General features: G+C 53.2%; 16 protein-coding genes, 2 tRNA genes and 1 riboswitch. Of the genes, 8 read left to right on the forward strand and 10 right to left on the reverse strand.

Going from position 1 to position 22,104, the window contains the following annotated elements; genetic code table 11:
• Positions 1-13: 13 nt before the first annotated feature.
• The 4 genes from PSE_RS16985 to PSE_RS17000 all read right to left on the reverse strand — a co-directional run bounded on the left by PSE_RS16985 (position 14) and on the right by PSE_RS17000 (position 6,422).
• Entirely contained in the window at positions 14-2,851 is a 2,838-nt protein-coding gene (locus PSE_RS16985; RefSeq protein ID WP_041768641.1) for a valine--tRNA ligase, read from the reverse strand.
• Positions 2,852-3,058: 207 nt separating this feature from the next.
• Positions 3,059-3,706, reverse strand: a complete 648-nt coding sequence (locus PSE_RS16990; RefSeq protein ID WP_014285987.1) for a PopZ family protein — start codon at positions 3,704-3,706, stop codon at positions 3,059-3,061.
• A 222-nt stretch (positions 3,707-3,928) separates the two neighbouring features.
• On the reverse strand, positions 3,929-5,302 hold the full coding sequence (locus tag PSE_RS16995) for a TolC family outer membrane protein (protein WP_041768642.1): 1,374 nt from the start codon (positions 5,300-5,302) through the stop codon (positions 3,929-3,931).
• Between the two features lie 460 nt (positions 5,303-5,762).
• Positions 5,763-6,422 carry a protein-L-isoaspartate O-methyltransferase gene (locus PSE_RS17000; RefSeq protein ID WP_008546544.1) on the reverse strand — a complete coding sequence of 220 codons (660 nt, stop codon included), beginning with the start codon at positions 6,420-6,422 and terminating at the stop codon, positions 5,763-5,765.
• Positions 6,423-6,723: 301 nt separating this feature from the next.
• Here PSE_RS17000 and PSE_RS17005 point away from each other — a divergent pair.
• A tRNA-Cys gene (locus PSE_RS17005) sits at positions 6,724-6,797 on the forward strand.
• 67 nt (positions 6,798-6,864) lie between these two features.
• Here PSE_RS17005 and PSE_RS17010 read toward each other — a convergent pair.
• A complete protein-coding gene (locus tag PSE_RS17010; RefSeq protein WP_208997970.1) occupies positions 6,865-7,974 on the reverse strand; it encodes a phytanoyl-CoA dioxygenase family protein in 1,110 nt (369 codons plus the stop codon).
• A 54-nt stretch (positions 7,975-8,028) separates the two neighbouring features.
• On the opposite strand from PSE_RS17010, the gene PSE_RS17015 reads away from it, so the two are divergent.
• The 4 genes from PSE_RS17015 to cbiB all read left to right on the forward strand — a co-directional run bounded on the left by PSE_RS17015 (position 8,029) and on the right by cbiB (position 12,205).
• Positions 8,029-8,874: a hypothetical protein gene (locus tag PSE_RS17015; RefSeq protein ID WP_014285990.1), complete on the forward strand. Its 846-nt coding sequence runs from the start codon at positions 8,029-8,031 to the stop codon at positions 8,872-8,874.
• 95 nt (positions 8,875-8,969) lie between these two features.
• Positions 8,970-10,139: an alkane 1-monooxygenase gene (locus tag PSE_RS17020; RefSeq protein WP_014285991.1), complete on the forward strand. Its 1,170-nt coding sequence runs from the start codon at positions 8,970-8,972 to the stop codon at positions 10,137-10,139.
• A gap of 85 nt (positions 10,140-10,224) precedes the next feature.
• Positions 10,225-11,247: a threonine-phosphate decarboxylase CobD gene (gene cobD, locus PSE_RS17025; RefSeq protein WP_014285992.1), complete on the forward strand. Its 1,023-nt coding sequence runs from the start codon at positions 10,225-10,227 to the stop codon at positions 11,245-11,247.
• Complete coding sequence (gene cbiB / locus PSE_RS17030; RefSeq protein WP_014285993.1) at positions 11,234-12,205, forward strand: adenosylcobinamide-phosphate synthase CbiB; 972 nt, start codon at positions 11,234-11,236, stop codon at positions 12,203-12,205. Before cobD ends, cbiB begins: the two co-directional genes overlap by 14 nt.
• On the opposite strand, the gene PSE_RS17035 is transcribed toward cbiB, so the two are convergent.
• The 5 genes from PSE_RS17035 to cobU are packed head-to-tail and all read right to left on the reverse strand — an operon-like array spanning position 12,202 to position 19,799.
• Positions 12,202-13,641 (reverse strand): cobyric acid synthase, encoded by a 1,440-nt coding sequence (locus PSE_RS17035; protein WP_051125934.1) that lies wholly within the window; start codon positions 13,639-13,641, stop codon positions 12,202-12,204. The two genes, cbiB and PSE_RS17035, sit on opposite strands and share 4 nt — an antisense overlap.
• Positions 13,642-13,683: 42 nt before the next feature.
• Entirely contained in the window at positions 13,684-14,313 is a 630-nt protein-coding gene (gene cobO, locus PSE_RS17040) for a cob(I)yrinic acid a,c-diamide adenosyltransferase (protein ID WP_008546500.1), read from the reverse strand.
• 1 nt (position 14,314) lies between these two features.
• Positions 14,315-18,070 carry a cobaltochelatase subunit CobN gene (cobN, locus tag PSE_RS17045; protein ID WP_041768645.1) on the reverse strand — a complete coding sequence of 1,252 codons (3,756 nt, stop codon included), beginning with the start codon at positions 18,068-18,070 and terminating at the stop codon, positions 14,315-14,317.
• Positions 18,070-19,242, reverse strand: coding sequence for a cobalamin biosynthesis protein CobW (cobW, locus tag PSE_RS17050; protein ID WP_014285996.1), 1,173 nt, complete (start codon positions 19,240-19,242; stop codon positions 18,070-18,072). Before cobW ends, cobN begins: the two co-directional genes overlap by 1 nt.
• Positions 19,239-19,799: a bifunctional adenosylcobinamide kinase/adenosylcobinamide-phosphate guanylyltransferase gene (cobU, locus tag PSE_RS17055; protein ID WP_083841585.1), complete on the reverse strand. Its 561-nt coding sequence runs from the start codon at positions 19,797-19,799 to the stop codon at positions 19,239-19,241. Before cobU ends, cobW begins: the two co-directional genes overlap by 4 nt.
• A gap of 135 nt (positions 19,800-19,934) precedes the next feature.
• Positions 19,935-20,155, reverse strand: a riboswitch (cobalamin riboswitch).
• 248 nt (positions 20,156-20,403) lie between these two features.
• Between cobU and PSE_RS17060 the strand changes: the two genes are divergently transcribed.
• The 3 genes from PSE_RS17060 to PSE_RS17065 all read left to right on the forward strand — a co-directional run bounded on the left by PSE_RS17060 (position 20,404) and on the right by PSE_RS17065 (position 21,878).
• Positions 20,404-20,478, forward strand: a tRNA-Asn gene (locus tag PSE_RS17060).
• 102 nt (positions 20,479-20,580) lie between these two features.
• Entirely contained in the window at positions 20,581-20,730 is a 150-nt protein-coding gene (locus PSE_RS27395; protein ID WP_008546290.1) for a hypothetical protein, read from the forward strand.
• A gap of 458 nt (positions 20,731-21,188) precedes the next feature.
• The gene (locus PSE_RS17065) at positions 21,189-21,878 is read left to right on the forward strand and encodes a hypothetical protein (protein ID WP_014286001.1); all 690 of its coding nucleotides are present in this window, start codon (positions 21,189-21,191) and stop codon (positions 21,876-21,878) included.
• Positions 21,879-22,104: the final 226 nt, after the last annotated feature.

Consider the following 22,104-nt stretch of genomic DNA (forward strand, 5'->3'; position numbering starts at 1 on the left):
AAGGATGTGAGCTTTAGCCCAGAGCTGCAAGGCGCTCCAGAGCAGCTTCCATCTTTTCCTTACGCTCTGCGAGCTCTGCCACTTTTTCTTTTTCAGCAGCAACAACATCTTCAGGAGCTTTCGCAAGGAAGCGCTCGTTTTCCAGCTTCTTGGAGATCTTGGTGAGCTCACCAACAATCTTGTCCAGAGACTTGCCAAGACGTGCTTTTTCCGCATCCAGATCGATAACGCCAGCCAGCGGCAGACAAACAGTCGCTTCACCAACAACGATCTGAGCAGAACCCTGCGGGATCTCATCAGCAGTAGTGACGCTTTCTGCACGTGCGTTCTTGATGATCGCAGCTTCGTGGATCGCCAAACGCTCTTTGGTCTGCTCGGAAGCACCGGAAAGAACAACAGGAACCTTCGCGCCCGCAGGAACGTTCATTTCAGAACGAACGGAGCGGATCTGAACGATCATATCGATCAGCCAGTTGATCTCAGCAGCAGCTTCCTCATCTTCACCAATCGGAGTTGGCCAGGAAGACAGAACCAGCATTTCATCACGCTTGGAACCTGCAGTTTCAGCAGTACGCTGCCACAGCTCTTCGGTGATGAACGGCATGAATGGATGCAGAAGCTTCAGAATTTCGTCGCGAACCCAAGCAGTGGTCGCACGAACTTCTTCCTTCGCCTCTTCATCATCGCTGTAGAAGATTGGCTTGGTCAGCTCAACATACCAGTCACAGAAGGTGTTCCAGACAAAGCGATAAGCACCACCGGCAGCATCATTGAAGCGGTACGTGTCAATTGCCTCGGAAACTTCGCGGATAGCGCGGCTGGTTTCAGTCACGATCCAGCGGTTCACAGTCTGCTTGACCAGAGCCGGATCAAAACCTTCAACAGCAAGACACTCGTTCATTTCCGCAAAGCGGCACACGTTCCAAAGCTTGGTCGCAAAGTTACGGTAACCAGCAACACGGGAGGTCGCCAATTTGATGTCGCGGCCCTGAGCTGCCATAGCAGACAGTGTGAAGCGCAGTGCATCCGCACCGTACTCTTCAATCAGCGCCAGCGGATCAATCACATTGCCCTTGGACTTGGACATCTTAGCGCCCTTCTCGTCACGAACGAGGGCGTGGATGTAAACCGTGTCGAATGGCTCGGTCTTCATGTAATGGTTGCCCATCATCATCATCCGGGCAACCCAGAAGAAGATGATGTCAAAGCCAGTTACCAGAACGGACGTTGGGTAGTAACGTGCCAGCTCAGCTGTTTTGTCAGGCCAGCCCATAGTGGAGAATGGCCACAGCGCAGAAGAGAACCAGGTGTCCAGAACGTCTTCATCGCGGTACATGGCAACAAAGTCAGCTTCGCCTGCATCATGTGCAGCCAGAGCATCGTTCTGTTCCATCAGCTTAACAGGCTTGCCGTAGAACTCTGCAGCAGCCGCCAGAGCTTCTTCTTCGCTTTTCTCAACGAAGAACTTGCCTTCTGGGCCATACCACGCAGGGATACGGTGTCCCCACCACAGCTGACGGGAAATACACCACGGCTGGATGTTTTCCATCCACTCGTAATAGGTCTTATCCCAGTTTGCAGGAACAAACTTGGTGCGGCCTTCACGAACGGAAGCAATAGCAGGCTGTGCCATGGTCTTGGCATCAACATACCATTGATCAGTCAGCATAGGCTCAATCGGCACACCACCACGGTCACCATGTGGAACCATGTTCAGGTGGTCAACAACCTCATCCAGCAGGCCTTTTTCATCCAGCATGGAAACGATCAGCTTACGGGCTGCAAAACGCTCAACGCCTTCAAGCGTCTCAAGGGTTTTGGTCAACTCGTCGGTCATCTCCAGACCATCCATGAAGCCTTCTGCTTCACGCAGAACAATGTTGGCTTCACGGTCCATAATGGAGATCTGTGCCAGATCGTGGCGCTTACCAATGTCAAAGTCATTGAAATCGTGCGCAGGCGTAACCTTCATCGCGCCTGTACCGGTTTCAAGATCAACATAATCATCAGCAATGATTGGAATACGGCGGCCAACCAGCGGCAGAATAATGTCTTTGCCCTGCAGCTCTTTAAAGCGCTCATCATCCGGATGAACGATAACAGCCGTATCACCCAGCATGGTTTCCGGACGAGTGGTCGCAATCACGATGTAATCGCGGGTCTCAAATTCGGTTGCCTTGCCATCTTCGTCAAATGCAACTGGGTGCTGGTAGGTCACACCATCCGCCAACGGATAGCGGAAGTGCCACATGTTACCCTGCATTTCCTTCTGCTCAACTTCCAGATCAGAAATCGCAGTCAGAAGTTTAGGATCCCAGTTCACAAGACGCTTGTCCTTGTAGATCAGGTTCTCTTTGTAAAGGGAAACAAAGACTTCCAGAACGGCCTTGGAGAGGCCTTCATCCATGGTGAAACGCTCACGGGACCAGTCACAAGACGCACCAAGACGCTTGAGCTGGTTGAAGATCATCCCGCCGGACTCACCTTTCCATTTCCAAACGCGCTCAACAAACGCTTCACGGCCAAGATCACGGCGCGTGACGTTGCCGCCATCAGCTGCCATCTGACGCTCAACAACCATCTGCGTCGCGATGCCAGCGTGGTCCATACCCGGCTGCCACAGAACATCGCGACCGCGCATGCGCTGGTAGCGAACAAGAATATCCTGCAGGGTGTTGTTGAGTGCGTGGCCCATATGCAGAGAGCCCGTCACGTTTGGCGGCGGAATCACGATTGAGTAGGTCGCAGCTCCATCTTCTGCGCCCGCACCTGCCTTAAAGGCCCCAGCCTGTTCCCAGGCTTCGTAAATCCGCGGCTCAACAGAGGCCGCCTCATATGTTTTATCCAGCATACCTAAAAGCTCTTCCACTTATGGAGTTTGTCTGGTGTAAATCGGATGCACTCGCCTAAGTCAACCTTTCATGCGGTTACAGAGCATATTTGAGCGACAAATACCCAAACAGCCCACACCACAAACGGGTTTTGACAAGGTTTTCACAGAGGGAGTGATGAAGGCCGGGAGATGTGAGGGGAACGGAACGCCCCTCTCCCCGGTAAGTTATTTGCGTGAGATACGATCGATCTCTTGGCGCACGAGCCGTTCCACCACACTTGGCAGATGTTGGTCGAGCCAGCTTTTCAGCATCGGGCGCAGCATCTCAGCAACAAGGTCCTCCAGCGTACGGGCGTTCTTGGACAGCACCGTGTTGGCAAGACCGTTAAAGGCGCTGGACACAACTTCGTCCGTCGCGCTTGAGATAAGTGTTTCTGTCGGACTTTTTGCGGCAGCAGGTTCAAGAATATCATCCTGCTCCGTGCTGCTCAATCCAAAGGCTTCCGGTCCTGGCTGATCAAGAAACGCGATGTCGCCACCGTCGTCTTTGTCTTCATCCGCAAGGCCTTCAACCATCTTCAAGGAGGAGATTTCCTCTTCGATCTTCTCTTTTTGTGTCAGCTCAAGAACCTCAGGTTCTTCCGCCTTCACCTCTTCAGGCTCAGGCGCCGGAGCTGGCTCCATTTCCGCTGGCGCATCGTCAAAGAGTTTATCCAGATCGTCCTGTGATAGTTCACGACCCGCGTCCGCTTCACTTAATGCAGCATCTGTCATTTGCTCTGCGCCACTCGCTTCGTCATCCGAAATAATCTTGCGGATCGAGCTCAGGATATCCTCCATGGAAGGCTCGTTACCTTGAGAAACAGCTCCCATGTATGTACTCCACTTCTAAATGCGTCTAATCCGCCGGCTTTCCGACTCAGTTCATTAATAAATACTTACTCAAATATAAGAGAAAAGCCGCCCCACCTGACAGCTACAGAACGGGCAAAACGCCAATTCCCACAAGGAAAACTGGCATCCTCTCAAATCCGGGCAACAAAAAAGGGAGCGCAACAGGCTCCCTTCTTCAAAATTTCGTTTTATCAGAGGAACTTAACGTCCATCCGGGGTCCGCAGACCAATCCACTTATCACGCACCAGACGGTAGTGTTCAGTAGGATCGTAACGCGCACCGGTAAGACCGAGGCTGTCGTAGTCCAGACGACCGACCGCTGAAAGAACAGCATAAGCAGCCACAACACGATCACGCTGTGCGGTCACGAGAGTAACACGCGCATCAACCAGATCACTCTGAGTGTCCAGAACATCGAGCGTGGTACGCTGACCAACGCGCTGCTCTTCAATCACACCTTCTAGAGCCAGACGAGCCGCAGCAACCTGCGCTTCCGCCGCTGTGATAGACGCGATGGACGCATTCAGCTGCCCCCAGGCAGTAATTGCCTGTGCGCGAATGCTATCACGGGAAACATCAACGAGGATCTCTGTACGACCCAGATCTTCTTTCGCCTGACGAACCGCAGAATACTCGCTACCACTTTGATAAATTGGCACAGTTACTCGACCAAACACAGTTGCCGACCGGATAGAATTATCTGTAACACCTGGAAGGTTCTGATTGTTGTCGCTATACGAAAGCGTTCCAACCAAATCTGCAGACGGAAGCAACACGCCCTCAGCGGTTTTTACCGCGAACTGCGCTGCATCAACCATGAACTGAGAAGACTGAATGGAAGGATGCTCATCCTGACCAATGGAGATTGCTGAGGAAACTGTTTTTGGCAGCAGACTGGTAATATTGGTGCGAGCACTCAGGTTTTTCGGATCAATACCGATCACCTGACGGAAAATAGCACGGCTTGTATTCAGGTTTGCCAGAGAGGTGTTCAGCGCAGACTGCGCACGAGCACGACCGGATTCAGCCTGAGAAACATCTGTACGCGTACCCTCACCCACATTGAAGCGGTCTTTGGAGGCACGAACCTGCTCTTCCTGGAACTTCAAGTCGCTCCGGCGCAGAGAAACAAGCGCAGTGTCGCGAATAACATCCATATAGGCCGTTGCAGCCTGAAAGAGAGCTGTCTGTTCCGCAAAACGCAAATCTTCACGCTGTGCCCGAACTATAGATTCAGCTTGGCGTGTGGAGTTTACTGTCCTAAACCCGCGAAATAGTGGCTGCGTTGCCTGAAGAGATAACTGATATTCGCTATTATCCCTGAAGGTGCCTTGGCGACTTTCCCAACGGTATCCATACTGTCCAGTACCGGTAATAGTTGGGCGCCATCCGGACAACGCCTGCGGCACGCCTTCATCCGTCGTACGAAGCTGCGCGCGTGATGCGTTCAGTGTCGGGTTATTCTGATAGGTGGCCGATAATGCCTCTTTAATAGAGAGAGCATTCGCGCCTTGAGCACTTACAAGCAAGCCGACTACTGCAACTGCACCCGCTAACGTTTTTCGAGAAACCACTTTCAATGCCTCAAACAAGGGTCAATCTTACGAACCGCAAACCCAACACGTTCGCCGAAATGTATATCTTATTCGGCGTTTTCCGAAACCGGCGATCAAACCGATTTTGGAAAAAAAATAAATACTGCGACGAACCAGCAACATCTTATCCAGAAATCTAACTAGCCCGAATACGCAATATCATTCCCCGGAGGCACACTAATAGAACCATTAAGATTTTACTACCGTTTTTTCGCCCAATGATTGAGACGTGGATATCTCTACATCACCAAAGCAAACGGCAGCAGCAGCCCGCAGTTCCTATTTTACCCCACCGGAGTTGGGAGTGCTTTAAACCTGCGTGACCAGAAAACTGTAATTCACGTCACGAAAAGGTAAACTCATTTCAACTTTTCACAGAAAAACAAAAAAGGCGAAGGTTTCCCCTCGCCTCACTTCAACTCACTAAGCGTGAAGTCAATTAAAATTCAAAGACTTCCGGCTTCTCAAAACCTGGCAGCGCACTTGCATGCGCGTTAAATGCAAAGCGTGAACTCACATTACCGCCGGACTTGGTGTAAAGCTTCGCAACACCTGCATTGCTTTCACCCTCAACCACAACCAGACGACCTTCGTCTTTCATCTGCGCAGTCAAAGCTTCCGGCAGCTGCTCAACAGAACCGTTGACCAGAATAACATCGTAAGGCGCGTCAGCCGCATAGCCCTTCGCCAGATCGCCATCAATCACGGCTGCGTTTTCAATACCCAGCTGCTCAAGATTCGCCGAGGCAGCTTCAGAAAGCGCCACATCAACCTCAAGACCAACAACGGATTCAGCAAGGTAAGAAACAACTGCCACACCGTAACCGGAAGCAGCACCAACAACCAGAACAACGTCCTTGTCTGTAATGTCAGCCAGCTGAACAAGACGGCCAAAGATATGCGGCTTGAGCATTTTGCGCTCGCCGTTTTCATCTACGGACACATCTTCATCGATGTAAGCCAACTCCTGCTGGTTTTCCGGAACGAACTTTTCGCGAGGCACCTTCCCCATCGCACCAATAATGCGCAGGTCTGTAATATCATTGGTCCGCAGCTGATTATCGACCATCAGTGTTCTTTGTTCCGCGAAGTTGACCATCCTGTCCTCACTGTCTCGCAAGATTCTTTGGCTGAGAAATATCGCTCATGCTTCACAAACACAAGCTGCCACATCCGTAAAAATAAACAGTACCCTCTGTTGTTTTTCCATTTTTCAATTTTGCAATGCAAATATGAGCTTTTTCGAAGAAATTTGACAAAGGTCATGTGCAACTCAGAAATTCATGAACTCAGGTAAACCCCATAGATTTCGGTGTTTTACACAAGAGTGATACCAGAATTGAAATTGCCCGCTTGACTATCCGCCCCAAATATCAGAAAAGCCCTCTCACACCACACGGGGCCTCTTGGCGGAGTGGTGACGCAGCGGATTGCAAATCCGTGTACGCCGGTTCGATTCCGGCAGAGGCCTCCACTTTTCTTCCCAACATTGATAGTATCGATTAATCAGCGCCCTCTGCGCGAATAATGTCGCTCGCCCCTCACAACACCGGCGGCGCGTCGATCTTTACGTGTCCGACCTCCCGATGATGGCTTGGTTTGCCGGTCAGTTTGCTCCTGAAATTCAGATAAGCCGTATAAATCTCAGATTGCCTGCCTTTGATGCCTGGCAGAGAGCGTGCGTCCAGCCCGGACCATGGAAAGTACGGTGAGCGGCGCAGGTCTCCGAAGAGACCAAGTCGAACACCCGGGCGTGTTGCAATGCCCCGGCGGTGGAAACCGTGTGTATCCGCGATCACCAGTGTATTTGCTGGCACCGCAAAACTCACAGGCTCACCATATCCCAGCTTGCGGATCGTCTTTTCACTTGCGCGGAATGAGCCCGCTGCATGCATGCCATCGCTATGATGAACAGCATCAAGGCTCTGATCAAACTCCCACTCCCGCCGTTCAGGCGTATAGCGATGAGAGCCCGGCACGTAATGAAACGGCCCGTCTTCTGCCTTTACATCCTTTAAAAACAGCCAGCATTTAGAGGTCGCATGGAAGGTATCGATGTGAAAATCCGTCTGCGGGTCTTTCTGTGTCTTGTCCAGATCCCACAAAACCGCATGCAAAAACAGGATTGGATCCGCATTATAAGAGGCCACATAACGCATCGCTTTTTGCAGGAACGGATCATGCACCACCTGCTGCAAGCCAGGCAAATCCTTCAAAACGGAGGGCGGCAACCCGATAAACCGCGTCACCGTTTTTCCCTGCCGCATTTCGCTTGCAGCAAACTCGCGGGTGGCAATCTCATCCTGAACCCGCTTCAAAACTTCAGAAGGCAGAAAATTCTCTTTCACCAGATAGCCATTGCGATGGAAGAACTGCCGGTCATCATCACTCAGGTAATGCGCCATCTGCCTCCTGCGCAGCGCCGCCATCCGCTCTGCCCAGGCAACGCGTTTGAGATAAAACCCGCGCTCATTCAGCCAGCGGCTGCCGATAATCGGGTTCTTTTTAAAGGACTTCTGCCCCATCAATGCATCAACAGCCCAGATCGGACCTTTCAGAATTCGCAGCACATCCATCCCCTTCACGACCTCAAACACCACAGAACCTGTGCAGTACCCGGTACTCTGCGTTTCCGCGCAAGCATTTGCCAATTAAACTCAAGTGGCATGCGATTGCAGCACGGCTGATTTAAGGGGCAGCTTTCTATGAGCGATATAACTGACACATCAAAAAAACGCTCTGCGCCTGCTCGCCGAAAAAAGAGACGGCGCAAGGCAGAGTTTGCCTCAGAAAACGAGATGTGCGCCCACTTCATCAGCAAACTGCCAGAGGAATGGATCGCCTACCCAGAATGGGGCAACTGGGATATTCTTCTCGTCAGAAAGTCAGACGGTTTTCAGGTCGGCATAGAAGCCAAACTGCGCCTCAATGCAAAAGTCATTTCACAGTCCGCTGAAACCGCCTATCAGGCCGATAAACCCGGCCCGGATTGCAGAGCGATCCTGATCCCGAAAGGCTCAAATCTGGATTTCCAGCCTGTCTGCAACATACTGCAGCTGCAAATCATTGAGATTGAGAGCGAAACCTCCAAAAGCCCAAGCACGGTCAACTGGTATCGCCCCAAACTGCCAAATCCGGATCGCGCATCACCCGCTGGTAATTTCAAGGAGTTCTACCCCCTTGAACGGCTGGAGCTGCCGGAGGTTATTCCTGTTGTTGAAGCCGGCAAGCCCGCACCAATCAAGCTGACACCATGGAAGATCAAGGCCATCAAGCTGGATGTCATCTTGAAGAAACATGGTGTCGCCACCCGCAAGCTGTTTAAGGCCCTCAGCCTCAACACCACCCTCTTCCTCTCCTCTGGCAATGGCTGGATGCTGAAAGGAAACGCACGTGGGGAATGGCTGCGCGGCCCCAACTTTCCGGATTTCCGCGTGGGCTGCGAAGAAAACTACGATGAACTGGAAAAGCGCTACAAAACGTGGTCCAAGACCCTGCCGATGGACGACATCATCAAACCGGCAGCGGCTGAAGAAGAACCTGTCGCGTAATCAGCGCCAATCCCTCACGCCAAACAACACAGTTTCGCTTTACCCAAAAAGCTGCTACCTTACCCTAAGGTAAACCTAGCATCTGGGAGGGAGCGATGGTTTTCAGAACACGGGATCAAGCAGGGAATATCACCACATACAAGGACGCAAAGCGCTATTACTGGCTGATTGCCTATGCCAGCAGCAGCGTCACACTGATCACGGTCGCGCTCTATGCCTATACATTGGTCACCGCGACACTCTTCATCCCTCTCATTTATTTTTTCATCGTCATCCCGGGTCTGGACGCCTTAATCGGCGAAGATCCTTACAATCCACCCGATGATGTGCTCGCCCAAATGGCGGAAGATCCGTATTACAGTCGCCTTGTCCGCTGGCTGGTGCCTTATGCATGGATCAACCTGTTTGCGGGCGTCTGGCTTGTTGGCACTTACGATCTTCCGCTCTGGCTCATTGCCCTCTTCGCCTTTGGCAAAGGCCTGTTCGGTTCCGGCACAATCATGCTGGCTCATGAGCTAGGCCACAAAACCAACAAGACAGATCAATGGCTGGCCAAACTGGCGCTGGCCGTTGTTGGATACGGCCATTTCTGCATAGAACACAACCGCGGCCATCATGTGCATGTAGCAACTCCAGAAGATCCAGCCAGCGCACGCATGGGAGAAAGCATCTACGCCTTTGCCCTGCGAGAAATCCCTGGTACTTTTGTGAGAGGTTGGCAGAACGAAAAGGCTCGTCTCAATCGCAAAAGCCTTGGCACATTCTCACTCCAGAACGACATTCTGCAAGGCTATGCCATCACCCTGATTGTCTTTGCCATCTGCACAGCCTTGTTCGGCTGGAAAGTTTTGTTCCTGCTGGTTATTCAAAGCGTTGTAGCCTGGTACGGCCTCACACAGGCCAACTATGTGGAACACTACGGCTTGCTGCGTCAGAAGGATGAAAATGGCAAGTATGAGCGCTGTCAGCCGCGCCATTCATGGAACACCAACCACATTTTTTCAAACCTCAGCACTTTCCATCTGCAGCGCCATTCAGACCATCACGCCAATCCGCTACGCCCCTATCAAACGCTTCGAAACTTCCCGGATCTGCCCAGCTTGCCAAGCGGCTATCCCGGCTGCTTCGCTTTAGCTGCAATCCCCTCCCTCTGGTACAAAACCTTGGACCCCAAAGTGCTGGAATGGGCTGGCGGCGACATCAACAAGACCAATCGCATTGATGGCTATGAACCAATAGGAGTATCTGCTGCCAACACCTGTTGAAACCAGCAGAATTCCGCAGCGATTCATAGCATTCGTAAGGGCACCCCGCTACAACAGGTGAGCAAGTTTGAGCGGGGTACGACCAATGCAACATGGTGGAGATCTTTCAAAGGCAATCGCCGAATTTGGCGGCACTCCTGAGGACTGGCTGGACCTCTCCACCGGCATCAATCCCGTGGCTTATCCGGCAGCAGAACACATCACCTTGCGCGGCTTGACTGAGCTGCCAACGGAAGGCGCTGAAACCACCCTTCTGGAGGCCGCAAGAACAGCTTACCGCATCCCATCGCAGAGCGGCATTACAGCAGCCCCGGGAACACAGGCGATCATCACCGCCCTCCCATCCCTGCTTGGTGCGAACTCTTCCATCTCGATCGTCAGTCCCACCTACTCTTCTCACGAAGAAAGCTGGCAACAGGCTGGCGCTGATGTCCAAAAAATTTCCGCATCAGAGGCTCACAAGGCTTCGACACAGCATCTATTGCTGGTGAACCCGAACAATCCCAACGGCAATATCTTTGCAAAAGAAGAACTCCTTCAGCTGGCAGAAAAACAGCAAAAGGCAGGTGGTTATCTGATTGTCGATGAAGCGTTCATGGACCTTTACCCGGATGCCTCAATCATTCCGGAACTGGATGATCAGCCAATCCTCGTGCTGCGCAGCTTCGGCAAGTTCTTCGGCCTCGCCGGTGTGCGTCTGGGCTTTCTGATTGGCCCCAAAGCGATCACAGCAAAACTGCAAAGCCAGCTTGGCAGCTGGGCCGTCTCCGGTCCTGCACTGGATATCGGCAGCGCATCCCTTTCCGACCTGCGTTGGCAAGACGAAATGCGCACCTTCCTGAAAACAGAAATGGAAATCTTCAGCGCATCCCTGCAGAAGCTGAACCTGCCAATTGTCGGCCAAACAGATCTTTACATCCTGATCGACCACCCAAACGCACACGCATTGCATAAAGCACTGGCAAAGCAGCACATCTGGACCCGCGTATTTGACTACTCTCCAAGCTGGTTGCGCCTTGGCCTGCCCGCCGATAAAGCTGCTAGGCAGAGGCTTGCAATCGCACTGAAACAGTCTCTGTCAGCGATCGAAAACCATGCTGTTCTTTGAAGATACGCTCTGGATCGTTCTGCTTGCGATCCTGCTGGATGCTGTGATTGGTGACCCAAACTGGCTCTGGTCCAGACTTCCGCATCCGGTCACGTTGTTTGGCAAGCAGATTTCCCAGTTGGAAAGCTGGTACAACAAAACAAGTTTCTCGGCAAAACGACGCAAAGTGAATGGCGTCAGAACACTTGTAAGCCTGATTGCCACAGCAGGTATCATCGGCGCCCTACTCCAAACGACTTTGGAGGGGAGTTTTGTAGGCAACATCCTGTTGGCCGTGATTGGCATGACGCTGATCGCTCAAAAGAGTCTTTACGAACATGTCGCCAGAGTGCGCGATGCACTGAGGTACTCCGGTCTGGATGAAGCCCGCAAACAGGTCTCTATGATCGTCGGTCGCAATCCAGATTATCTGGATGAAGCTGGCGTCAGCAGAGCAGCGATTGAATCGTGTTCCGAAAACTTCTCGGATGGCGTGGTCGCACCCATTTTCTGGTTCGCCGTGTTAGGTCTGCCGGGTCTGTTCATCTACAAAGCCGTCAACACCGCTGACAGCATGATCGGCCATAAAAACGAAACCTATAAAGACTTTGGCTGGGCCTCAGCCCGATTTGATGACCTGATCAACCTGCCCGCCTCACGCTTCTCAGGCCTGCTAATCGTACTTTCTGCATTCATCTCAGGCCGCGCTTACAAAGCTGCCTTCACCACCATCATGAGAGAAGCAAAAAACCATCGCTCCCCCAATGCTGGCTGGCCAGAAGCGGCTATGGCTGGAGCACTGGGTATCGCTCTGGCCGGTCCTCGCCAATATGCAGAGTATCGCGTGGAAGATCCCTTCATGAACACCAATGGCCGAAAAGCAGTAGATGCAGATGATATCGATGGCTCACTCAAACTCATGGGCATCTCCTGCACCCTGCTGGCTCTGCTTATTGCCGCAGTCGCGTGGCTCATCTAAACCCGCGACTGAGCAATCTCCCAAAGCGCATCCAGATCAAGATGCTCCTCCAGATGATCCGCCAGCGCATCCAGAGCCTGCTCCACGCGGTGCTCATAGCCCAGCTGAGAGGTAGCGCCGAAGCCCTTCAGGAAAGCAGCACGGAACCTATCAGAACCAAAGATGCCATGCATGTAACAGCCTGAAATCAAGCCATCTTTCGAGATCGCGCCATCCACATGATCACCCAGATCAACAAACGGTCGCTCACAGTCAGGCCCAGATGTCCGCCCAACATGAATCTCGTAGCCGGTCACATCTTCACCGCTTGGAATATGCCGACCGGTCTTCTCAGTGGTTTCCTTGTGAGGTGTCAGAACCGTTTCAACATCCAGCAAGCCAAGCCCGTCAACAGACCCCACCTCACCTTCAATCCCTTCCGGATCAGCTATGGTCTTGCCAAGCATCTGATAGCCGCCGCAAATGCCAAGCACCTGACCACCACGGCGCACATGGGCGTAAAGATCAATGTCCCAGCCCTGAGCCCGGAAGAAGGCCAGATCACCAATGGTGGACTTGGTGCCCGGCAGCAGAACCACATCCGCATCAGCTGGCAACACCTCGCCCGGCAACACAAACTCCAACGAAACATCTGCTTCCATGCGAAGCGGATCCAGATCATCAAAGTTGGCGATACGGCTGATAACGGGAACGACAACCTTCAGCTTTCCGCGATTGGTACTCTCTGAAAGGTCCAGCGCATCTTCCGCTGGCAGGTCCATCACTTGCGGAAACCACGGCACCACGCCATTGCAGGGCCAGCCGGTTTTGTCCTCAATAGCTGTTACACCTGAATCAAACAGTGAGGGTTCACCTCTAAACTTATTGATCAAAAACGACTTTATGCGTTTTGCCTCATCAGATTCCAACACCGCATGCGTCCCCACCAGCGAGGCTATAACACCGCCGCGGTCGATATCCCCGCACAATACCACCGGGATGTCAGCAGCCTCCGCAAACCCCATATTGGCGATATCCCCGCTGCGAAGGTTGATCTCCGCCGGGGAGCCAGCGCCTTCCACCAGAACCAGATCCGCTTTTGATTCAACTTCAGCAAAACTCTCCATAACATACTGGATAAGCGTGCCTTTTTGCCGACCAAACTCCGCACCGCGCAGTGTTCCAAACCGCTTGCCCTGCACGATCACCTGAGAGCCACTGTCGCTTTCCGGCTTCAGCAGCACAGGATTCATATGCACGCTTGTTGCAACTTGGGCACCGCGCGCTTGAAGCGCCTGCGCACGCCCGATCTCCCCGCCATCAGCGGTCACAGCGGCGTTGTTGGACATATTTTGCGGTTTGAACGGCTGAACGGAAAGGCCGCGGCGTGTGAAAGCGCGGGCCAACCCGGCCACAAGAACGCTTTTGCCCACGTTGGAACCCGTGCCCTGTATCATCAGGGCTGGCTTTCTTATCCCCTTATCTGGTGACAGCACGACTTAAAACTCAATCCCTTCCTGCGGCTTCACGCCAGAGCGGAACGGATGCTTGATCTGCCCCATCTCAGTCACAAGATCCGCAATCTCGATCAATTCATCCTTCGCATTACGGCCAGTGATAACCACATGAACATCCTCAGGTTTTTCATCACGCAGGTAAGCGACAACCTCTTCAAGCGGAATGTATTCGTAACGCAACACAATGTTCAGCTCATCCAGCAGAACCATCTTGTGTTCACGGGAGCTGATCAGCTCTTTCGCGGCGTCCCACGCCGCACGCGCAGCAGAGATATCCCGCTGACGGTCCTGCGTTTCCCACGTAAAGCCTTCACCCATACGCTTGATAGTGACGAGATCGGAGAAGCGGTCCAGCGCCATGCGTTCGCCGGTCTCTAACCGGCCTTTCACGAACTGCACAACAGCAACTTTATGGCCGTGGCCAAGGCTGCGGAAGATCATGCCGAAACCGGCGGTGGACTTGCCTTTCCCCTTTCCGGTATGGACGATCAGCAATCCCTTCTCGATAGTTTTCGTCGCCATGATCTTGTCGCGCGCCGCCTTCTTCTTGCGCATCTTTTCCGCGTGTCGGGCGTCCAGATCTGCTTCACTCATGTCTGTCTTCGTTACCATGTTATTCCCCTCCATCCATGAGTGCGCGTCGCAACTCTAACAAATCATCATAGGCGCTGTTTCGTTTTGGCACCCACATATCTCGTTGAATGACCTCTAAAAATCGCTCGGTCATTTCCAAAAGCGCTGCGGAATTCTTCTCCGCAATAAAGTCCCGCACCTCATCATCATAAAGATATGCATCATAGAGCTGATCGAAATGATGGTGCGAAACGGCATTGGTTGTCGCCCCAAAAGCAAAAAGATAATCCAGTGTCGCCGCCATCTCAAAAGCACCTTTATACCCGTGGCGCATGACACCAGCGATCCATTTTGGATTGGCAGCTCTCCCCCTGACAACCCGCCCGATTTCTTCTGAAAGCGTGTGAATGACAGGACGTTCAGGGCGGGAATGGTCGTTGTGGTAGATGTGTGGAGCATCGCCTTTCAGCGTTTCAACCGTCGCTGCCAGACCGCCCTCAAACTGATAATAGTCATCAGAATCAAGGAGATCGTGCTCTCTATTGTCCTGATTGTGAACCACTGCATCAGCTTGAGAAAGGCGGGTGACCAGATCTTCTTTGGCTTGCTCGCCTTCCTGCGAACGGCCATAGGCATAACCGCCCCATTCAAGGAAACTCTCCGCAAAATCTGCGCGTTTATCCCACAGTTCCTCATCAATCAAAGCCTGCAATCCAGCCCCATAAGCCCCTGGTTTACTGCCGAAAATCCGTGTGGACGCCCGCTTACGGGCCTGTCCTTCGTCAACGCCTTTGGCCAGTAATCCCCCAAGCTCTGACCTGAAGCGAGCCGCCAGTGGATTGGCATCTTCCGGTTCATCTAACTCTGAGATCGCAGCAACGGCAGCATCGAACAGATGTATGAGTTGCGGGAACGCATCGCGAAAAAAGCCGGAAATTCTGAGGGTTACGTCAACTCGGGGCCGTTGGAGTTCGGAAAGTGGGACAATCTCGAATCCTGTTACGCGGCCAGAGGCCTCTTCCCACACCGGACGGGCACCGATCAAGGCCAAAGCCTGAGCGATATCATCCCCGCCAGTGCGCATATTTGCCGTTCCCCAGCAGCTCATGGCGATGCTTTGCAGCCACTCACCGTGATCCTGAAAATGACGTAGTATCAACGCGCTAGCGCTTCTCTCACCCAGCCTCCAGGCAACCTTTGTGGGAACGGAGCGAACGTCAACAGAATAAAAGTTACGCCCGGTCGGCAACACGTCAGGACGACCACGGGACGGCGCACCAGATGGCCCAGGGGGGACAAACCGACCCGCAAGGGAGGATAACACCCCCTCCACCTCAGCAGAGCCAGACGCATCCACATTGCGTGCAATCTCTTGGCTCATCGCCTCCAACACCGCAGAAGTCGCTGTAAACGCAGAAGGAACCACCCGCGCACCAGAAACCAGCTCAAGCGCCAGCGCTTCCAGCCGCTCAACCGTGTCCCCGCAGCTGCGCCATGGAGCCTCTAACAGCTCCTGCAAAACCATTGGCCGCGCACTTTCCCATGCCTGCTCAAATGCACAGTCCAGCGGATCAAACCCAGCCAGATTCAAATCCTCAGCAAGTGCGCGTAACAGACTGTTCTCATGAGGCTTTTCACCACGCGGCACGCGTAGCAAGGCCACCAGCAACTCTGCTCGCTGCTCGCCCTTAGGAGACTGCCCAAGAATGTGCAGACCATCACGGATTTGAAGCTCTTTCAGGTCACAAAGATAGGCATCCAGCCGCGCCAGACGGGTGTCCTCATCCATATCGGAAGTCAGACCGATATCCTTGTCCATACCTTCACGGGCAGCAACGCCAAGTATCTCTTTTCCAAGCGCTTTCAGGCGGCGGTGGTCCACCCCTGCAGCGATGTAATACTCATCCAGTAGTGCTTCCAGCTCCAGAGCGGAACCGTGACTCTCAGCACGGGCGAGCGGAGGGGTAAGATGATCAATGATCACCGAGGATAACCGCCGCTTGGCCTGAGAACCCTCACCGGGATCGTTGACGATGAAAGGATAGATATTCGGCAGTGGCCCAATCACCGCCTCTGGGTAACAAGCCTCTGATAAGGCTAGGGCTTTTCCGGGTAGCCATTCAAGGTTGCCGTGTTTGCCAAGGTGAATAAGTGCGTCCGCCTCAAAGCTGTCACGCAGCCACATGTACCAGGCGAGGTAATGATGCGGCGGATTCAGCGCCGGATCGTGATAAGTCTCTTTAGGATCAATGTTATAGCCGCGTGCTGGCTGAATACCGACTGTGACATTGCCATAAGTCTTCAGCGCCAATTGGAAAGATCCGTCCAAAACATGCGGATCATCCTCTGGTGCACCCCAACGTTCCTCAATCCCCGCGCGCACCGCCAAAGGCAGCTGAGAAAACAGCTGCTTATAACGCTCCAGCGGCAGCTCTTCCCCGCCTTTGCGTTGGTTTGCGTTGCTAAGTGCATTGGTTGGGCCTGCCAGCAGATCCTCTATCAACGCCTCAGAAGAACGAGGCGCATTCTCAGCAACGCTATAACCTTCTGTTTTCATGGCAGAAAGCAGATGCGCGCAAGAGGCAGGCGTATCCAGCCCCACGCCGTTTGCTATACGCCCATCCTTGTTGGGATAGTTTGCGAGCACTATGCCGACTTTGCGTTCATATGTGTTTTTGTGTTTCAACCACGCCCAATTGGCCGCTAGTGCCGCTACAAACTGCACCCGGTCCGGTTTTGGTACAAAACGAACAAGCGAACATTGTGTTTTGGTATCGCGGCCACCTTCTTCCTTAAACGAGATCGCACGCGTCAAAAGACGGCCATCGATTTCCGGCAGCACCACATGCATAGCAAGGTCGCGCGGGGATAAGCCCTGATCACTCTCCGCCCAGCCCTCTTCAGAGGAAGACGACAGTACGATTTGCAGAACGCATGCACTTGGATTGTCCAGCACCGTGCCGGAATGAACAGCCCCAGCGTTTGACAAAGCAAAGGCCGTGGCGTTCAGAACCACATCAGGCGGGCACTCTTCAAACACGCTGGAAACAACCGCCGCGCATTCCGCCTGTTTCAGGCTCGCCACATAAAGCACCAGCGGATTTATCCCCTGTGCCTCAAGCTCATGGCATAATGCCTGCACTGGCTCAATTGCTCCGCTTTGATAAAGCGCCCGATAAAACACGATGGCTGCAACAGGACGGCTCGGATCTTTCCAGCTCGCCCGCACATCATCCAAGGAAGGAAGCGAATGCCCCTGCAACATCAGCCCGGCCCGCGGCAACGCCATAGGCTCAGAAGGTGTTTCAACTGGTAGCTCAGCAATCCGCGCCGCATAAAGCAAGGCACCGGAAAGGTTCTCAGCACCACCCTCAATCAGATAGCGCCACAACATCTGCGCAGTTTCCAGCGGTACGGTGGAACGCTTTGCAAGCTCCTCATCCCACTTATCATCCCCCGGCAGCAGAACCAGCTTCACACCTTCAGCACGGGCGACCGCTTCCAGCCGTTCAACGCCGTAGCGCCAGTATTCAACGCCGCCCAACAGGCGCACGACCACAAGCTTGGAGGCTTGAATGCACTGCTCAATATAAAGGTCAACAGAGTACGGATGGGACAGCGCCAGAAAACTGGCAAGCCGCAGGGAGTAGCCCTCATGCTGGGCATGGGCGGCCGCAAGGCCAGCAAGCTCTGTGTCCGCTGCGCTTAAAAACACAACATCCGCAGGCGTCTGCCCCAGATCGACAGCCTCTTCTCCATCATCCAATCGGCGTGATTGCCCGACAAGTACGTGCATCAGGCAGAAACCAACTCAAATTCACTCAGCGCAGCATTCACGCTATGCTTGTCCAATCCTGCAAGACCAATCACAACCAGCTTGGAATGGCTTTCACTGCCAGCCGCAAACCAGGCTTCCACACGTGGGCCAACCGCCTGCACCAGCACCGGCGCCACTTTGCCTTCCACCACCACACTGCCTTTAATCCGCAGCACGCCGGAAACCTTCATGGCCGCCTCCACCTGAGCTTTCACCTCCTCAATGGAGGCAAACCGGCGGGTTGGCAGCACAAAACTCTCAAAGTCATCATGGGAATGATCGTGATGATGATGGTGGTGGTCGTGGTCGTGGTCGTGGTCGTGGTCGTGGTCGTGGTCGTGGTCGTGGTCGTGGTCGTGGTCGTGGTCGTGGTCGTGGTCGTGGTCGTGGTCGTGAGCATGCTGCGCTTCATGATGAGAAAGACGCAAGTCCATATCATCCTCTGCCCCGGCATCCCGGCCCAGCAGAACATCCAGTGCCAGCTCACCATGAGAGGTAGCCACAATCTCAACCCCATCGCGCAAACGGCCATTGATGGTTGCCTTCACCGCAGCAAGCTCTTCATCAGTCAAAAGATCTGCTTTGGAAAGCACAACAAGGTCGGCGCAGGTCAGCTGGTCAGCAAACAGCTCTTCTACCGGGCTTTCATGGTCCAGCGCCTCATCTGCAGCACGCTGCGCCGCAACCGCCTCTTCATCAGAGGCTACCTTGCCAGCAGCAACTGCTGGCGCATCCACCACAGTCACCACACTATCGACGGTGACGCGCGGTTTCACGGAAGGCCAATTAAATGCCCGCACCAAAGGCTGCGGCAAAGCCAGACCAGAGGTCTCAATCACGATCACATCCGGTACTTGCTCCCGCTCCAGAAGCATTTCCATGGTTGGCAGAAAATCATCCGCCACCGTACAGCAGATGCAGCCATTGGCCAGCTCCACCACTTCCTCAGCTGAACAATCCGGATCAGCACAACCATTGACCAGCGATCCATCAAAGCCCATCTCGCCAAACTCGTTGACGATGAGCGCAATGCGCTTGTCCTGCGCTTTCATCAAAAGACTGCGGACCAATGTGGTTTTTCCGGCACCCAGAAAACCAGTGATAATGACAGCAGGAATTTTTTTAGAAGGGGCAGCAAAAGAAACAGTCATAGGGAAATCTCCGGAAAAACAGCAGGCTTCAGCTGCAACGGTTGACCGGCAGCAACAAACATCACGTAGTGGCAAAACTCAGCGATACGCTGGTTGAGGCGCCCGGCCTCATCACGAAAGGCGCGGGCCATGGCGTTTTCAGGCACAATGCCCATGCCCACCTCATTGCCAACAAACACAACGGGGCATGGCAGATCGGAGAGCACAGCACGCAGCTGCTCAAGCTCAACGCTCCAGTCCCGCTGGGCATGCATAAGGTTGGAAAGCCAAAGCGTTAGGCAATCAACGAGGATGGCGCACTCCGCATGGGCATGCTCTTTCAGCACGCGCACAAGCTCCAGCGGCTCCTCAACAGTGTCCCAAAGGTCGCCTCGCTGCATCTTATGATGCGCGATACGTTCCTCCATTTCACCATCAAAGGCCTGGCCTGTCGCAATATAAGTCGGGCGTCGCCCGCTGCTTAAAACCAGTTTTTCCGCATATACGCTTTTCCCGGAACGAGCACCGCCCGTTACGAGACAATGGCGAACGCAAAGGTCGCCGCTCTGTTCAGCCATCTGAATTAGCTGATCAGCAAGCGCATGGAAGCCGAAGCTTCACTCAAAGAATATGAAAGTACAGCAGCTGTCTCACACGGAGACAGGGAAATATGTGTCATGAGCACCTCTCGCCGTCCACCCGACAGCAGTCCTATGTCAAATCATATCTCCAGCCGGTCTCCTGGCTTGCGGCTCTGTCGATCACAGCCCCTTCCCAGCCTTAAGAAAGGCCAGTGGGATTATCGCAATGATCTCGCCGCTCACAGTTGCGGGGGCAGCTGCGGCTTACTTCCATATATATGGAACCGCATTCCCGTTTAATCCTTCCGCCTGGAGCCTCGGCACAGACGAAAAGAAACTGGAGTTCTGGGCTTAAGTGTGGGGCGCAATCAGCTCCCCTGTCAATTGTCTTTGTGAGGATTCCAACATCACCGGAAAATCAAACCCGCAAAATCCGCGGTTTTTGGAGATTTCTGGCTAACCCCCTTGGATATCTCAATAAAAAAAACGAGAAACTGTCCACAAATCGAAAAATTCCTAAAAAACGACTTGGCAAACACACCATGCCTCTGTAAAAGCCTCCTCACGCAAACGGCGAGGCAAACTCGCAAGGGTGTCATGATCCCCGGTAGCTCAGTGGTAGAGCAAGCGGCTGTTAACCGCTTGGTCGCTGGTTCGAATCCGGCCCGGGGAGCCATCCTTTTTGAATTTCCCCTCCCCTTTAAATCAGTGTTTCATCTCACAGAATTCGTGCGCGCGCGTCTAACCCTACAATAATAAAAACAGTGGGTAGAAAACCATGTTCACGCGCAGCGAAACCGCAGCACTGGCAAGTGCCGCAGGCCGAAGAAACGGAGTCCATCTGGGTAGAACTCTCTTCCGCACAAAAGCGGAGGCACTCCATTTCGCCGCAAAACTCACCCTGATCCTGCATATGGCAACCAACTAGCCAAGCAACGCCTCCCCAAATTATCGGGGAGTTCATAAGCTGGGAGAGCTGTGCATATCACGCAGCACTTAAAACGCCGCACTACAGGCAGGCGCACCCCACACAAAAGGGGCAGAAATGAAGCGCTGTTGTTTCAAAAACTTAAGCCACTTGAAAAAATAAGTGATTTTTTTGCCAATGAGAGAAACTGAGACATCCATCACAGTTCTCTCCATTTCATATAGCAAATCAACACAATGAAAATTTTATACAATAGCAATTAAATAAGCTGAAAGTATAAATACGCGAAACATAATTTATATACAATTATTATGGCATAGATACTCTAAGTAAATACGTATACCTCTAATGTATCTGGTGCAATTTATCATAGTCACTACTTCGTGATGACTGTGTTATTGCACACAATAAGGCGCCCCCTCTGGGAAAGTTGCTGCGTGAAAGTCAGGGAGCCATCAATGAGTAGTCTGTTTCCGCTGTGCGGTCTGTCGCACGTCTTGAATTTTCGCTTCGCAAAATCTGGTCTTCTTGCCGCCTGTCTCGCTGCGCCGCTCACGCTGGCCGCGCCTGCTCTGGCAGAAACACCTCCTGCAACGGATCCGGTCACACCTTCCGGCCCGCAGCTTATTGATAAGTCCGCGGACGGCAACACCTACGCCATGCCAGAGGACTACCTCGCCGTCACCGTCGCCCCACCACCCAAAGCCCCTTATGCAGACCCGCTGGAAAGCGATCTGTCCATCTGGGTAGGTGAAGTCGAAATTCAGGGCCGCAAAACCCTATGGGTCGAGCTGATCGATCAGCACGGCGAAGTCATTTACAACTCCGAAGTCCAGCAGAACGAAACCCATCTCCTGCCAGATGGCAGGGCCATTGCGGTGACCGTGATGCAGCCAGACAGCCACAGCAAAGCCATGCAGTCGGCTGCTCTGAAGAAGGACCAGTCCCGCGTACCAACGGATGAGCGCTTTGTGGTCACCCGCAAGGAAGCTTTTGCCCCAGCGTTGGATACGCAGGTGAACCTGCTGGAGGTGCAGCCTGTTCCAGAGGAAGTTCATAATTCTTTCATGCTCCGCGCAGGAGAGAATGGTGAAATCCTCTGGAAGGCCACCAAAGACGCCATCTCTTGGCTGGAAAGCAGATCCTGACAGGAACCAGCTGCGCGCAAATCGATACTCTCTCAAATCGCATTTAGCGCGCACATTCGAACCGCACACACCCCGTGAGCAATTTTATTCTCCTACGGAAATCCGAAGAGAATAATATCCTAGTCTAACGCACCCTTTGGCAGCCCATTTCTTGTTCTTGCCGGGCCAGCACAGTAGCGTGGTCTCAAAAGGGGTCGAATACCCGCATTCTGAAATTTATCCTGAT

Source organism: Pseudovibrio sp. FO-BEG1 (assembly GCF_000236645.1).
In the GTDB taxonomy this organism is placed as follows: Bacteria; Pseudomonadota; Alphaproteobacteria; order Rhizobiales; family Stappiaceae; genus Pseudovibrio.

Coding starts and splice junctions, on each gene's coding strand:
- cbiB (WP_014285993.1), top strand. CDS start 11,234: ATGCTGTTCTTTGAAGATACGCTCTGGATCGTTCTGCTTGCGATCCTG.
- PSE_RS16985 (WP_041768641.1), bottom strand. CDS start 2,851: ATGCTGGATAAAACATATGAGGCGGCCTCTGTTGAGCCGCGGATTTAC.
- PSE_RS17015 (WP_014285990.1), top strand. CDS start 8,029: ATGAGCGATATAACTGACACATCAAAAAAACGCTCTGCGCCTGCTCGC.
- cobN (WP_041768645.1), bottom strand. CDS start 18,070: ATGCACGTACTTGTCGGGCAATCACGCCGATTGGATGATGGAGAAGAG.
- cobW (WP_014285996.1), bottom strand. CDS start 19,242: ATGACTGTTTCTTTTGCTGCCCCTTCTAAAAAAATTCCTGCTGTCATT.
- cobD (WP_014285992.1), top strand. CDS start 10,225: ATGCAACATGGTGGAGATCTTTCAAAGGCAATCGCCGAATTTGGCGGC.
- cobO (WP_008546500.1), bottom strand. CDS start 14,313: ATGGTAACGAAGACAGACATGAGTGAAGCAGATCTGGACGCCCGACAC.
- PSE_RS16990 (WP_014285987.1), bottom strand. CDS start 3,706: ATGGGAGCTGTTTCTCAAGGTAACGAGCCTTCCATGGAGGATATCCTG.
- PSE_RS17035 (WP_051125934.1), bottom strand. CDS start 13,641: ATGATACAGGGCACGGGTTCCAACGTGGGCAAAAGCGTTCTTGTGGCC.
- PSE_RS17000 (WP_008546544.1), bottom strand. CDS start 6,422: ATGGTCAACTTCGCGGAACAAAGAACACTGATGGTCGATAATCAGCTG.
- PSE_RS17065 (WP_014286001.1), top strand. CDS start 21,189: ATGAGTAGTCTGTTTCCGCTGTGCGGTCTGTCGCACGTCTTGAATTTT.
- PSE_RS17020 (WP_014285991.1), top strand. CDS start 8,970: ATGGTTTTCAGAACACGGGATCAAGCAGGGAATATCACCACATACAAG.
- cobU (WP_083841585.1), bottom strand. CDS start 19,799: ATGGCTGAACAGAGCGGCGACCTTTGCGTTCGCCATTGTCTCGTAACG.
- PSE_RS27395 (WP_008546290.1), top strand. CDS start 20,581: ATGTTCACGCGCAGCGAAACCGCAGCACTGGCAAGTGCCGCAGGCCGA.